13 protein-coding genes are annotated in these 13770 nt (G+C 61.0%); 7 read left to right on the top strand and 6 right to left on the bottom strand.

Going from position 1 to position 13770, the window contains the following annotated elements; translation table 11 throughout:
* Positions 1–50 precede the first annotated feature (50 nt).
* Complete coding sequence (locus tag CPI83_RS26080; protein WP_097387945.1) at positions 51–629, top strand: CGNR zinc finger domain-containing protein; 579 nt, start codon at positions 51–53, stop codon at positions 627–629.
* A gap of 159 nt (positions 630–788) precedes the next feature.
* Positions 789–2396, top strand: coding sequence for an ABC transporter substrate-binding protein (locus CPI83_RS26075; protein WP_097388253.1), 1608 nt, complete (start codon positions 789–791; stop codon positions 2394–2396).
* A 341-nt stretch (positions 2397–2737) separates the two neighbouring features.
* On the opposite strand, the gene CPI83_RS26070 is transcribed toward CPI83_RS26075, so the two are convergent.
* Positions 2738–4240 carry an MFS transporter gene (locus tag CPI83_RS26070; protein WP_019746694.1) on the bottom strand — a complete coding sequence of 501 codons (1503 nt, stop codon included), beginning with the start codon at positions 4238–4240 and terminating at the stop codon, positions 2738–2740.
* A 158-nt stretch (positions 4241–4398) separates the two neighbouring features.
* On the opposite strand from CPI83_RS26070, the gene CPI83_RS26065 reads away from it, so the two are divergent.
* Positions 4399–5073: a TetR/AcrR family transcriptional regulator gene (locus CPI83_RS26065; protein WP_070796459.1), complete on the top strand. Its 675-nt coding sequence runs from the start codon at positions 4399–4401 to the stop codon at positions 5071–5073.
* On the opposite strand, the gene CPI83_RS26060 is transcribed toward CPI83_RS26065, so the two are convergent.
* Positions 5063–6022, bottom strand: coding sequence for a DMT family transporter (locus CPI83_RS26060; protein WP_070796419.1), 960 nt, complete (start codon positions 6020–6022; stop codon positions 5063–5065). The genes CPI83_RS26065 and CPI83_RS26060 overlap by 11 nt on opposite strands.
* 146 nt (positions 6023–6168) lie before the next feature.
* On the opposite strand from CPI83_RS26060, the gene CPI83_RS26055 reads away from it, so the two are divergent.
* The gene (locus tag CPI83_RS26055) at positions 6169–6573 is read left to right on the top strand and encodes a YHS domain-containing protein (RefSeq protein WP_308260921.1); all 405 of its coding nucleotides are present in this window, start codon (positions 6169–6171) and stop codon (positions 6571–6573) included.
* A gap of 79 nt (positions 6574–6652) precedes the next feature.
* Here CPI83_RS26055 and CPI83_RS26050 read toward each other — a convergent pair whose 3' ends face one another.
* From CPI83_RS26050 to CPI83_RS26040, 3 genes are all read right to left on the bottom strand, one after another.
* Positions 6653–7975: an MFS transporter gene (locus CPI83_RS26050; protein WP_198586322.1), complete on the bottom strand. Its 1323-nt coding sequence runs from the start codon at positions 7973–7975 to the stop codon at positions 6653–6655.
* On the bottom strand, positions 7959–8486 hold the full coding sequence (locus CPI83_RS26045; RefSeq protein ID WP_097387943.1) for a carboxymuconolactone decarboxylase family protein: 528 nt from the start codon (positions 8484–8486) through the stop codon (positions 7959–7961). The genes CPI83_RS26050 and CPI83_RS26045 overlap by 17 nt, the downstream gene beginning before the upstream one ends.
* A gap of 73 nt (positions 8487–8559) precedes the next feature.
* Positions 8560–9990 carry an MFS transporter gene (locus CPI83_RS26040; protein WP_020968303.1) on the bottom strand — a complete coding sequence of 477 codons (1431 nt, stop codon included), beginning with the start codon at positions 9988–9990 and terminating at the stop codon, positions 8560–8562.
* A 251-nt stretch (positions 9991–10241) separates the two neighbouring features.
* Here CPI83_RS26040 and CPI83_RS26035 point away from each other — a divergent pair, with 251 nt between their 5' ends.
* The 3 genes from CPI83_RS26035 (at position 10242) to CPI83_RS26025 (ending at position 12028) form a co-directional block, all read left to right on the top strand.
* Complete coding sequence (locus CPI83_RS26035) at positions 10242–11048, top strand: hypothetical protein (RefSeq protein WP_097387942.1); 807 nt, start codon at positions 10242–10244, stop codon at positions 11046–11048.
* Between the two features lie 198 nt (positions 11049–11246).
* Positions 11247–11612, top strand: coding sequence for a metal-sensitive transcriptional regulator (locus CPI83_RS26030; protein WP_020968305.1), 366 nt, complete (start codon positions 11247–11249; stop codon positions 11610–11612).
* 35 nt (positions 11613–11647) lie between these two features.
* Complete coding sequence (locus CPI83_RS26025; RefSeq protein WP_097388252.1) at positions 11648–12028, top strand: 6-carboxytetrahydropterin synthase; 381 nt, start codon at positions 11648–11650, stop codon at positions 12026–12028.
* A 40-nt stretch (positions 12029–12068) separates the two neighbouring features.
* Here CPI83_RS26025 and CPI83_RS26020 read toward each other — a convergent pair whose 3' ends face one another.
* Positions 12069–13670 carry an ABC transporter substrate-binding protein gene (locus tag CPI83_RS26020; protein WP_029254380.1) on the bottom strand — a complete coding sequence of 534 codons (1602 nt, stop codon included), beginning with the start codon at positions 13668–13670 and terminating at the stop codon, positions 12069–12071.
* Positions 13671–13770: the final 100 nt, after the last annotated feature.

The following is a 13770-nucleotide window of genomic DNA, read 5'->3' as shown; positions in this document are numbered from 1 at the left end:
TAAGGTGTAAAGTTGGGTTATTCAATTACGGTAAGGCAGGGCGGTAAGGGATGCAAGTAGTTTTAGACGATTACGTCGTCGGTGCGTCGTTCGCGACCGACCTGGTCAACACCTCGCCCCGGGTCTGGGTGGAGGCAGGTGACGCGTTGGCTGACCCCCAGGCGCTTCACGATCTACTGGGTGAACATGGACTCTCGCCGGATGCGCTCCGCAACGGGCGTCGGCTTACCAGCGGTGAACTTGCCGACGTGCAGGCACTCAGAGAGGAGATTCGTTCGATTCTCGATGCTCCGACTTCTGATGAGCTCGTTGATCGCACTGATCAACTCCTGCAGACTGTCCCGCATCACGTTCGACTCGTGCCTGATGCCCAGTACGACTATCGATGGAATGCGGTACCGGACAGAAGAATCGATCTCACGGGTGAGCTTGCGTTGTTGATCGGCTACTCGTTGCTGGGGACTCTGCGCACATTGGGGTACGAACGATTCCGCCCATGCGCGTCGCCGACGTGCAACGGGGTGTTTGTCGATACAAGCCGGGGAGGGCGACGCCGCTACTGCATGCCGGCGTTGTGCGGCAACCGAATCAACGTCGCGAATCACCGTCAACGGCAGCGTCGTACTTAGTCGTCAACGATGGCGTCGCACTTAGCGCCTGCGATTGCCCGGTCGATAGTGACAATCGAACAGAGTACGGCCGACTGTATGGGGAACTTCAACGAGATACAGACCACGTCAGTCCCGCACGATTGTCGCCATGGCAACTCCTAGTAGATGGCGGCTCGTATGAAAGCCCGTTCTGTCTCCGCGACAGCAGTTATCAGCGTTGGCGTATTCACTCTGGCCGGGTGTGGCGGCGTATCCGGCCCCGAAGGTTCGGTCGGTGAGTATGCAAAGGACGGCAGTTTCACGACTGTCATCAACGCCGATCCCGGAAATCTGCACCCTCTGATCACCAACCTTACGTCGACTCAGATCGTGAACGCGTACTCGTACGATTCGTTGATCGACATCGATGCGCAAACCCGCACGGTGCGTCCGTATCTGGCGGAGAGTTGGCGTGAAGAAGGAAACACGCTGAAGTTCGTGCTCAAGAAGGGCGTCACTTGTGCCGACGGCACTTCCTTCACCGCACAGACCGCAGCCGATGACATCAACTGGGTCATGGACCCTGAAAACGCTTCACCGCTACGAGGATCCACCGTGCCGTCGTCGACGGTCGCGTCCGCGAACGGTGACGAACTGACGGTCACTACAGCCGAACCGGCACCCTTCTTGCTCTCCCGAATAGGCTCGATGCGGCTTCCGTGCGCTGCGACGCTCGAAGACCCGGCCAGTATCCGTTCGAGTAGTAACGGAACGGGTCTGTTCAAGGTCACCGAAGTTGTTCCCAACGATCACATCACGATGGAACGCCGCGACGGTTACACCTGGAGTCCGAACGGTGAGACTACTTCCGACACTCTCGGGGTGCCGAAGACAGTGACGATCAAGATTGTCACCGATCCGAGTACGACGGCGAATCTTGTTCTCACCGGCGGAGTGAATGCCGCGGCGGTGACCGGTTCGGACGAGGAACGAGTCTTGGCAGCGGGTCTGGATTCGAAGACCTACACCACGTTGTCCGGCGAGTTCATCTTCAATCATTTCGCGGCCCTACCCACGGCAGACCGTGCTGTACGGCAGGCCCTCGTGCAGGCAGTAGACCTGGACGACTACACCGAGATCACCACCGGCGGTAAAGGAACCCGTGCACGCGCCCTCGCGGTTTCGGAACCCCTTGCCTGCGACTACAACAGTGTCGAAGGGACGATCCCCGATTTCGACGTCGATGCAGCAAAGAAAACGCTGTCCGACGCAGGTTGGAAGGCGGGGTCCGACGGCGTCCTGACGAAGGACGGGCGACCGCTTGCCCTCAACGTAATTTTCAACAACTCGCGCGATACGAACTCCGCCGCCGCGGAATACGTAGCAACACAGTGGGAAGGACTGGGCGCGAAGGTGAAACTGACCGGCGGCGACTACAGTTTCGTCATTGCCAACACATTCAGCACCACCGACCTGTCGTCGTGGGACGTTTCCATCGGTTTGACGCTGGGGAGTGATACGCCGAGCATCTTTGCCAAGTACTTCACCGGCCCGCCCAAACCTGAAGGAGTGAACTTCGCTTCCCTCGACAACAAGAAGTACATCGAATTGTCCACTGAGGCTTCGCTTCTTCCCGGTGACGAGTCCTGCAAGGTCTGGGAGGAAAGTGAGCGCGCGTTGTTCAACGACATCGACCTGCTGCCGGTATCCACGACTCCCGCTCACATGTTCTTCAACGGCGCAACGTCGATCTACCCGCCGTCGAGCGGAATCCTTCCGGGCTCGGCGATCCGTGTCCTGAAGTAGGACCCTCGGCAAACGCTCACTTTCGGGTATTGATCATCCGAAGTGCAAACCGAAATACCACTGCAGCACCGGCACCTGCAGCCAGGCCGGCGACGACATCGGCAAGAAGAACACCGACGCCTATGCCCAGGACGGCAGCAGCGGCGACGGCAAGGGCGACGTCAGCACGAGGAGCGGCGATCGCGGCATCCTTTCCCCGAGTATCGAACGAGCACCCATCTCAACGGAGCATGTCACGAAACGGTCGTCTGCAGGTGTATCAACCGCAAAATGTGTGAAACGCGTCGGCCCCGGCGGAGTTGGACTCCGCCGGGGCCGTGCTGTGTGTGTTGCGCACTTGCTCAGTGCGTCGGGACGGATTCCTTCGACGTGGTCGGGGACGTATCGGTGTGCTGGCTACCAATCTCCTTGCGGGAGTTCGAGCCGTTGAACCGAGGGAGGAAACCGGCCAGGACGAGTGCGATGACGGCGGATCCGGCAGCGAGGGCCATGACGACGCGGAAAGCGTTCTCCGACGGCAGCGTTGCCCCACCGACGGACATGGTCATCTGGGCGATGACGACACCCGCGATGGCGCTGGCGAATGATGTACCGAGGGAGCGCATCAGAGTGTTGAAGCTGTTGGCCGCTCCGGTCTCGGACGGAGGAACAGCCCCCATGATGAGAGCGGGCATTGCGCCGTAAGCCATACCGGTACCGGCGCCGATGATTACTGCGATCACGATCAGTTCCCAAATCGAGTGCATGGCGAAAATGCCGATGCCGTAACCGATTGCGACCACAATGGCGCCGAGCATGAGCGTCACCTTGGGGCCGTGCGAATTGGTGATGCGTGAGGACAGCGGAGAGATCAGCATCATGATGATGCCGGAGGGAGCCATGACCAGACCTGCGGTGAGCATCGAACCGCCGAGGCCGTAACCAGTGATTTCAGGCAGCTGGACTACCTGGGGAAAGACCATGCTGGCGGCGAACATCGCGAATCCGAACACGATGGATGCGAGGTTGGTGAAGAGCACCTGGCGGCGGATGGATACGCGTAGATCCACCAGCGGCTTGGGGGTGCGTAGTTCCCACCATGCCCAGAATCCGAATATCAGGATCGCGGCGCCGAACAGGGAAAGCGTGAGCGTGCTCGTCCAACCCCAGTCGCCACCCTTGGAAATTGCGAGTAGAAGAGCGATGAGGGCGGCTGAGAGTGAGATTGCTCCGCCGAAATCGAACGTGCCTCCTGTGCGAACCGCCGATTCGGGGACCAGGACGACAACAAGAACGGCCGCAAGCGCGCCGAGCACGGCTGACGCCCAGAACAGGACGTGCCAGTCGGCGTACTCGGCGATCAAAGCCGCGATCGGAAGCCCCAGAGCGCCACCGACTCCCAGCGAAGCGCTCATCATCGCAACAGCGCCGGCGAGCTTCTTGGGTGGAAGCACGTCGCGCATCACACTGATACCCAGCGGAATGACACCGGCAGCAAGGCCTTGCAGGATTCGGCCGGCAACGAGGGGGATAACGCTTGAACTGAGGGCTCCGACCACGGAACCGGTTACCAACAGCGCCATGCTGATCAGGAGCAGACGGCGTTTGCCGAACATGTCGCCCAAGCGGCCCATGGTCGGGACGGCGACGGCGGCGGCGAGCAACGTGGCGGTCACAGCCCACGCGGTATCGGACGCCGGCGCGTTCAGGTACTCGGGCAGATGCGGGATGATCGGGATGACCAGCGTCTGCATGAGCGAGACGACGATGCCGGAAAACGCCAGAACAGCCACCACTGCGGTGGTGGCTGGCGACTTCGTTGTCTGTGGCGGCGTTGTCGGTGGTGGAGAAGTGGTTGACGACATTGCGGTAACTCCATCGGAGGAAGAACGAATAATGGTTTAAGTCAGTTGATTGAACTAAAGTTAAATCAAGTGACTGACTTAACGGAAGGGTGCGCCTCCGATCGTGACGAATATCTCCGGTGCCGAGCAGCTTCGGATGGTCGAGGATGATGGTGTCCATGACTACGAGGACTGAGGACGCGTCGGCCGACGTCGGCGGCGCCGCAAATTCCGCGCGCTCTGCTGCAACCCGAGACCGCATTCTCGCCGTCGCCGAGCAGCTGTTCGCCGAGCACGGAGTCTTCGCGGTTTCGAACCGCCAGGTGAGTGAAGCGGCAGGTCAGGGCAACAATGCAGCCGTCGGATACCACTTCGGGACCAAGACCGATCTGGTCCGCGCGATCGTGAACAAGCATTCCCAGCAGGTCGAGAAGAAGCGTGGCGAACTGCTGCGTGAGATCGAAGGGTCCACAAACGTTCGTGACTGGATTTCGTGTCTGGTTCGGGCGTCGACCGATCACTACGCCGAAATGGGTGGCCCGACTTGGTACGCGCGGTTCAGTGCACAGATTCTCACCGACCCGGTCCTGCGGAAAATCGTCTACGACGAGGTATTGGCCTCGCCCACCCTGCAGGAGACGCTTCGGGGACTCTCTGACTGTCTGGCCGACATGCCGATGAGTGTTCGACGCGCCCGCGCGGACATCGGACGCAATGCGATCGTGCACATGTTCGCCGAGCGTGAGCGCACGCTTGCCGAAGAGGGGCCGGAAGCGGTCACGTCATGGGAGGACTTCACGACCGACCTCGTCGACGCGCTGGTCGGACTTTGGACGGCTCCGATCAGCCGCTGACCGGCCGTTTGTCCGCGCTAGCCGCCCGCCCCGGGGCAACCCTGCGCAATGGATCTCGCGTCGGCGGAAGATCCAGGAGCAAGCCCACTCCGGCAAGAATGATGACAAGACCGCCAACGAGCGCGAAGGTAACAGGCTCGTTCAACCACAGCACTCCGATGGCTGATGCCGAAATCGGAACGAGAAGAGTGACGGCCGATGCCGCGACTGGACCCGCCTGACGAATTATCCAGAAGTAGACCAGGTAGCCACCGGCGGTAGCCCCCAGCCCCAGGGCTGCCACGGCGATGAGTGGACCGACGGTTATGGGCCCCGGTGGGGGAGCGACGGCGGACACGGGAACCAATAGGGCAACCGCGGCAAGTTGTTGTCCGAGGGCCAGTGTCATCGGCGGAGTGTCCTGGAACGACTTTCGTGCGTAGACACCTCCGACTGCGTACAGCAGCGCCGCGGTCAAAGATGCGCCAATGGCCAGCATTGCGTGACTGTCGATCGCTGAAGGAATTCCACCGACGAGCACCGAGACGCCGACGATGCCGATCGCGACCCCCGAGAGTTTTCGCCAGGTGATCTTTTGTCGAAGCCAGAAAGCGGCGACGAATACGGTGAACATCGGCGTCGTGGCATTCAGGATCGACGCCGTCGACGAGTTGAGGCCGACGATCGCAGTTGCGACAAGCGTCAGGGGCCCAGCGACGTTGAGGGCTGCCAGCAGTAGGAATGCAGGAAACCGGTGACCGACCGCGCGCCAGGTCGATCTGCTGGAAGCCGTTATCAGTGCGAGAACCAACGCTGCAACAATGAAGCGGCCGTGCGTCGTGCCGACGGCGCCGAGTGTTGGTGCTGCCACCGCAACGAGGGGGAACGAGCTTCCCCAGAGCGCGCCGACCAACAGCAAAGCTCCAACTACGGCGAATCGGCTGCTGCCGATTGCTTTCCAGTTCTTCATTGCGCCTCTTCGTCGACGACCTCGCGGACATGGATGGCCGATGCCAGACCTACCCTATACCCCCAGTAGGTATAATGCTTCTTGTGTCATGATGCTGTAGGTGATCCGAGACTGGGGACGCATTATTCGTTCTCCTGCAATGGTTTATGTGTCGAGATGCTGTACGCGCAGACCTTCAAGTTATCTTCAATATACCTATAGGGGGTATATTGGTGGTTGTGTCGGGCTCGCTTTCCGGGCCACATCCGTCCAGCAAAAGAACAGGAATCCCAATGAGTAGTTGTGGCTGTGGAAATACCCCGAAGGCCGACGCCAATGGCGCTGTAGGCACTGTCGGTACGGCGATGCCGACCGGTGGGAAAGACCTACTCAACTCTGGCAGTAGTGAACTCGTCGAATGTCGGGTCATGCCCGGCAGTGTGATCGAAAAGGCGCGTGCCGAAGCGGAAGGCCTGTTCCGTGACTACGAAGGTAATCGGTACTGGTTTTGCTGCAAGGGTTGTGGTCCTCGATTCGACGCAAATCCGCGGAAGTACGCTGACGTGAGCTGAGTGAAAAGTGGTGGTGCAGGCGATGGCTGCACCACCACTTTCGTTGAGGCCCAATCGGGGTTCGGGCAGACCGTCGACATCAGACGGTGCGAGCGCATGCGCACTGGGTGGCCGCCAAGGTGCATTCGCCTCGCGTGGTTTCGTACGTCGCTTGTACGGGCAATTCAGCAACTGTCTCCCGAGGCCAAAGTGCAAATCCTGCAACGGCTCCCACTGCGGCAAGCGCTGCAAGGATGCTCCAGGTGACCGCAAATCCCGCGCTCGAACCAACCCATCCGGCGATCGGATAGGTGACAAGCCAGGCGAGGTGTGACAGGGAGAACTGGGCTGCGAATACCTCCGGTATACCTGCGGGCTCGACGGAGCGCCGAAGTACTTTTCCGGTCGGCGTGACGATCATGGCCATCCCGGCGCCGACGAGTGCCCACACTGCGGCAGTGAGCATCCACGTGAATACACCGGCCACGGCGAGGGCTGCTGCCGCGCTGGCACTGACGACCAGGACAACGGAACCTGCTGTCATCACAGTGCGTTCAGCGGTTCTGTCGAGAACGCGTGGAAGAAGCAGCGCGGTCACCAACGTGCCGGTGCCTGACGCGGCAAGCATCCACGCCACGTCGGATTGGGTTCCACCGAGCTCGTCGCGGACGTAGTTGACGGTGTTGACCACGACGATCGAACCGGCTGCTGCCACCACGAGATTGAGTGCCATGATGCCGCGCAGTCGCGGTGTGGTCACGAAGATTCGCACCCCCGACGCGATCCGATCCCACGCCTTGCGGTGAGTACTCCGGCGAGCGTTGGGGATTCGGGTGGCCAGCACGAGCAGTGCCGAGACCGCAAAGCCCACGGAGGTGGCGACGAACAACAGGTTGAATGTCATGAAGGACAGTGCGACTGCGGCAAGAACAGGGCTGAGCAGGCTTTCCATAGTGTAAGCGACCTGCGATGCAGACAGTGCGCGGGTGAAATCGGCCTCGTCGGTCACGATGTCAGGGATGACCGCTTGGAACGTGGGAGTGAACGCTGCCGACGCAGCTTGGAGAACGCCTACCAGCACGTAGATGTGCCAGATCTCGCTGACGAAGGGCAATGCGATCACGACCGCTGCACGAAGGGCGTCGAGGGCAACGAGGAAACCCCGTCTCGGCAACCGGTCGACGTACGCCGCCGCGAGTGGAGCGATCACGACGTACAGGGACATCTTGATCGTCAGCGCGGTGGCCAGCACAGCTCCGGCGCTCGGCCCAGCGAGTTCGTAGGCGAGTAGACCCAGCGCAACCGTCGCCAATCCGGTGCCGAACAGCGCGATGATCTGGGCGCTGAAGAGCAGGCGATAGTCGCGAATCAAGAACAGACGCATGCTGTTCCGTTCCGGTGCGGTCCTAGCGGTCCGGTTCATCTGGTTTCACTCCCGCGACAAGATTGAAAGCTCCGGTCAGGACATTGAGGGCGACGATTCCGACGACGTCAGCGATCTCGCGATCACCGTAGCCGTGCGCTCGAAGGCCCGCGATGTGTTCGTCTGAAATCGAGGCAGGCTCCCGATAGACGCGAAGTCCGAGGTCGATCATTGCCGCGATTGCGGGATCGGCGGACGTGCCCGCGCGGGCACGCTCGATCTCGTCCGCCTCGACGCCGTTGGCGTGCGCGGCGGCAACGTGGGCTTCGAGGCAAACAGCGCAACCTTGCTGGACCTGCACGGCGATCGAGATTCGCTCGGTGATCTTGCGGCTCAGTTTCGCTCGCTTCATTGCCCGGCTGAGTTGCAGATAGCCACCCAGTACGGCGGGCGAATGAGCCATCGTCGCGACCATGTCACCGACCTGTCCATGACGGTTGACGAGTTCGGCGAGAAGGTCTTTAGATGCACCGACAGCGGTGGCGGGTGTGAGAGATGCAAGGCGCGACATAACGAGTCCTAAGTGGTTCCGCCGGTGGTGGGTTCGGCTGGTGACAGCCGGCCGAACCCACCACCGGAGTTGGTCAAGAATTGACGGTGGATTGAACGGTTCGAGGATCGTCGACCTTGGTCGACCGCATCACGACCGCGGTGATTGCTGCGCCCACCACTGCGATGGCGGCTGCTCCCAGGAACACGGCGGAGAAACCGTTCGTCAACTCCGTCAGGTCACCGAGTTGATCAGCGCCGAACACTGCTGCGATCGCGGTCATCACCGCGAGGCCGACAGCCGAGCCGACCTGGTAGCTGACGTTGACGATGCCGGAAGCCAATCCGCCCTCTTCCGGGCGTGCAGCCGAAATCGCCGTACCGAGTGAGGGAATGAACGCCAGCGTCATACCTGCCGCAGCCACGAGCGACGCCGGCAGTACGTCGACCCAGAAGTTGCCGGTGGGCCGGATCAACGACATCCAACCCAAACCGATTCCCAGTACCAGCAATCCGGTCACGATCATCGCTTTTGCACCGAAGCGTGCCATGGCCCGTGGTGCCACGACGACCATGCCGAGCATGACGAAGATCGTCATCGGCAGCAGCGCCGCACCGGCCGGGAAGGCGCTGTATCCGAGCACTTGCTGCAGGTACAGGTTCAGGAAGAACCACATCGGTATCCAGGCAGCGCCGAGGACGAGCTGAGCGATGTTCGCGGCACCGAGGTTGGGCGCCTTGAAGATTCCCAGACGCACCAGAGGTTCCCGACGCTTGGACTGGATCAACACGAATGCACCCAACAGAGCGGCCGAAACGGCGAGCGCCAGCCACGTCTGCCCGGATCCCCATCCGACATCAGGTGCTCTGACGATGCCGAAGACTCCGACAGCAAGACCTGCGGTGACAGCGAGTGCGCCGAGGAAGTCGATCGACCCGGTACGTGCCGGTGCGTTCGGCATCAGGAGGGGAGTAGCGATCAGCGCGATGACGGCGATGGGAATGTTGAGGTAAAACACCCAAGGCCAGCTGGTGTATTCGGTGATGACGCCGCCGAGGAACACTCCGGCCGTACCGCCTGCCGGGGCGGCAGCGCCGTAGATGGACAGCGCCTTGGTCATCTCTTTCTGCGTGCTGCCGAACAGCATCATCAGCAAGGTGAGCGCCGATGGTGCGATGAGTGCGGCACCGGCACCCTGAACGGCGCGGCCCGCAAGTTCGACGGCAACGTTACCGGCGGCACCGGCGACAACGGAACCGATCAGCAGGATCAGCCAACCAGCGGAGAACACTCTGCGGGCGCCGAACAGGTCGGACAGGCGGCCGCCGAGGAGGAGTAGCCCGCCGAATGCGATGACGTACGCATTGAAGACCCAGGTCAGGCCTTCCTGGGAAAAGCCGAGATCGCTCTGCATCTGGGGGAGAGCGACACCGATGATCGAGGTGTCCATGATGACCATGAACTGAGCGGCGGCGATCAACGCCAACGCCCACCACTTACGGGTGGATTTCGGTTGTGTGGACATTCTGAGTTCCTTACCTCTACGGGGTATAGGTGATGCTCGTGTGGTCAGGGGGTGTCGAAAGCGAGCCTGGGCGACATCGGCGCAGCGCTTCGTTGAGGTGCGCGGGGAAATGCTGTTCTTGGAACTCATTCGGCCGGCGCTCTGCGTAGATGCGCATCGGATCTCCTTCGAGTGAATTCATGGTGTTCGAGTAGTTCGTTGCATACCCTAGGGGGGTATGGTACAAATTGCAACAGGTTCGAATTCAAGGAGTGTCGAACCCGACGCAGACGGCAACGGAAGTGCTGCCGACCCAAACTTTGGAGGGCAAGATGTTCAGCGGCAACGGCTACGCACTGGAATTGGCAACGTCGGAGGCGGCCGTCGGCAGCCATGTCCCCTTGCAGTTCCGGATCCTGGATTCGGTTGGAACTCCGTTGACCAGGTACACCGACACCCACGACAAGCAGTTGCATCTGATCGTGGTCGGTCTGGACCTGACCGGATTCCAGCACGTGCATCCCGAATTGGACGAGAACGGAAACTGGCGTGTGTCAGTCGATTTCGATCACGCGGGAGACTACCGAGTCTTCGCTGACTTCACCCCGGACGGGGGTGACGGAATGACGCTGAGTGCGGATGCACGCGTCGCCGGGTCCTATGATCCTCGGCCGTTGCCCGCCGCTGCTGCCGTCACGACGGTCGACGGCTATACCGTCTCTCTCGAAGGCGCGGCCCATGCCGGCCAGACATCGAAGCTCACGCTCTCGGTCAGTCGTGACGGAATCCCGGTCACAGACTTGCAGCCCTACCTTGCCGCGTACGGGCATCTGGTCGCGTTGCGTGCCTCCGACCTCGCCTATCTCCATGTGCATCCGGATGGTCATCCGGGTGACGGTGTCACGCCGGCTGGACCGGCAATCACCTTCTACGCCAACATGCCGAGCGCTGAGGACTACCGGTTGTTCCTGGACTTCAAACATGGCGAAGTGGTGCGTACGGCGGAATTCACTCTGACTGCCGACAATGCGACCACGCCTGGGGCCGAACACTCGAGCCGCTCGCACCACGGGCACTGAGACCGAATGAGTTTCGCAGCAACGGGAAAACGGGCATGGGCGATCACCATGCACCCATCTGTTCGTGCAGTAGCGAAATGCGTGGCGATGTGCGCAGTGATTGCTCTGCAAGACAACGGAATTCGAAGAGTATCCGCACATCGCCCCGGTAACGAGAATTGTTGCGAAGTCACGCGTTGACGAACAGGAGGACATCGAATGTCGGAAGCGACAGAAGTGGGCAACGCTCCAAGCAGTGCCCCGGGCAATGATACGACCGGCGATGTGTGCTGCACGGGTGATTCCCACGGCTACATCACCGCCAAGGACGACTACCTAGGGCGCCTGCGTCGCATCGAGGGTCAAGCCCGCGGCCTGCAGCGCATGGTCGACGAGGACAAGTACTGCATCGACATTCTCACGCAGGTTTCGGCGATGACCAAGGCTCTCCACGCGGTGGCCATGGGGCTGCTCGAGGACCACATCAGCCACTGCGTCGTCAAAGCTGCCGTTGACGGTGGTCCCGAGGCGGAGGCAAAGGTGAAGGAAGCGACCGACGCGATTGCGAGGCTCGTTCGCTCGTAGAACTGTGCTCGACGAACATTGATACCGTGGTCGTCATGTTCAGCATCGAGATCCGTCGTACATTCGCTGTGAGGCAAGGGCTTCCGGCACCCGTGCGGGACGCAAAGAATTTGCCGCCGCTGATGCCCGTCGAGGGATTTCGCGTGACGATGCGAGTCGGGTTCTCGTTCGAGGACGACCAACTCGGAGAACGTGGATGGTTTGTCGACACGGACGCTCTCGACGAGTCTGTCGATCGGTGCGCCGAGCGATTGGCGAGCGGTATCTGGCCGGAGATTTTCGATTTCCGTCCGTCATTCGAGAACGTTGCGAAATGGGCTTTCACGGAACTTGCGTCCACGATTCCTCAGCTGACCTACGTCGAGCTGGACAACGAGACGATAGGTGTGGCAACGAGATACGTCAGATCGCACTGATCTGACATATCTCGTTGCCACAGGGTATCGATCGATCGGACTACTGGTAGAGACGCAGTGCAGACCCGATGAAGGACTTACCGAATGCGAGCCCGGCCTTGTTGAAGTAGAAGCTCATGTTCGTATTCGCGAACGGCACCGCGGACACCGTCTTGGTGATCTGCGACTCGGCGTCTGCCCACTCTGCGCACGCTGCGTCGCCGGTCAACCCGGAAGCCTTGGCCACCGCTGCTTCGTAGGCGGGGTTGTTGATCGAAGAGAAATTCTTACCGGCTGCCGGAGCAGGTCCGGTGAAGAACGGGGTGAACCCGCTGGGAATCGAATTGTTGATCTGGATCCATGCGATGTCCCACTGATTGTTGTCTTTACCGCTGAGCATGACGTCGACAACTTTGGTCTGGTCGGCTCCCGTTACCTCGACGTTTGCGCCGAGATCCGACCATGCAGATTGAGCGAGTTCGGCTGCTGCGCTGCGAGCCTCTTCGCCTCCTGCGTAGAAGAGGCGGAGTGTCAACGGGTTTCCGTCTTTGCTTCGTTTTCCGTCCGACCCGGCGGTCCAGCCGGCCGCGTCCAAGGTTGCCTTCGCTGCGCTGACGTCGTAGTCCGGAATGTTGCCGGTGACGGAGTCGTACACGCAGGCGCGGGGCTCTACACCGACGAGACTTGTTGCGCGGGTGCCCTGGCCGGCAGTGATAACTTCTGCCAGATCGTCGAGATTGACTCCCTGGATGAGTGCTTTGCGAACGGCGGGATCGCTGGTGGGATTGTTCGCGATCTGGTTGAAGTACATCTGACCGGACGGCATCGGGCGATTGATCGAGGCGAAATTGGCGGCTTCGATCCGGTCCTTGTCCGGACCGGCGATCGGAGATGCGTTAAGTTCGCCGGAGAGAAGCTGGTTTGCGGCGGTGCTGACATTGGGTGCCATGACAGCGATGACGGTCTTGGGGACACCTGGTGTGTCGGAGGTGGTGTCGTCGGGGCCCCAGTTGTAGCCGTCACGACGCTCGAACGTGTAGTGGTCGTTGGCGGCGACTTCGGTGACTTCGAACATCCCGGAACCGAGAGACTTCTTGTTCGAGGCGGTCGGGTCCGCGAGTCCGGCGTCGCACATGATCGGGAGGCGACTGACCGTGAGGAGGAGGAAGGGGCTCGGCGCCGGAGTGGTGACCGTGATGGTGCGGGTCGCGGGATCGGCAGTGGCCGAAGCGCCTACGGGGACCGTAGTGCCGCGTTGTTGTGAACCGTTGGCCGGATCGGCCACGAAGTTGATGTTGTTCGCGACGGTCTGCGCGTTCAGCGTCGACCCGTCGGTACAGGTCACTCCCTCGCGGATGGTGAAGGATGCGGAGGTCGGCGTCTCTTCCCATTTCTCTGCCAACCACGGTTTGAATTCACTGGTGTCCGGATCCTGGTAGACCAGGGAGTCGTAGGCCAGCCTCGAGATGTCAGCGGTTGCCGCGGAGCCGGACATGATCGGGTTGAGTGCACCCGGATCGGCTTGCAACGCATAACGGAAGGTTCCGTCTGTCAGAGGTTCACCGCCGTCGGAGCCCGAGGACGTGCCTCCCGAGCTGCAAGCCGACAACACGAGTGCGAGCCCCGCGGCCGTTGCAAGTGCCGGATAAGAGCGGTGTTTCATTGTGCCTCCGTGAAGGAGCCAGGGCCCGAGCGAAATTCGAGAGGGCGCGGTCGAGTGTGACCGCTAAATCTTGGCGTAGGACGTGACGGGCATCTCGGTC

It is taken from the genome of Rhodococcus sp. H-CA8f (assembly GCF_002501585.1).
GTDB lineage: Bacteria > Actinomycetota > Actinomycetes > Mycobacteriales > Mycobacteriaceae > Rhodococcus_F > Rhodococcus_F erythropolis.
This window is presented reverse-complemented; position numbering and strand designations above follow the sequence as displayed.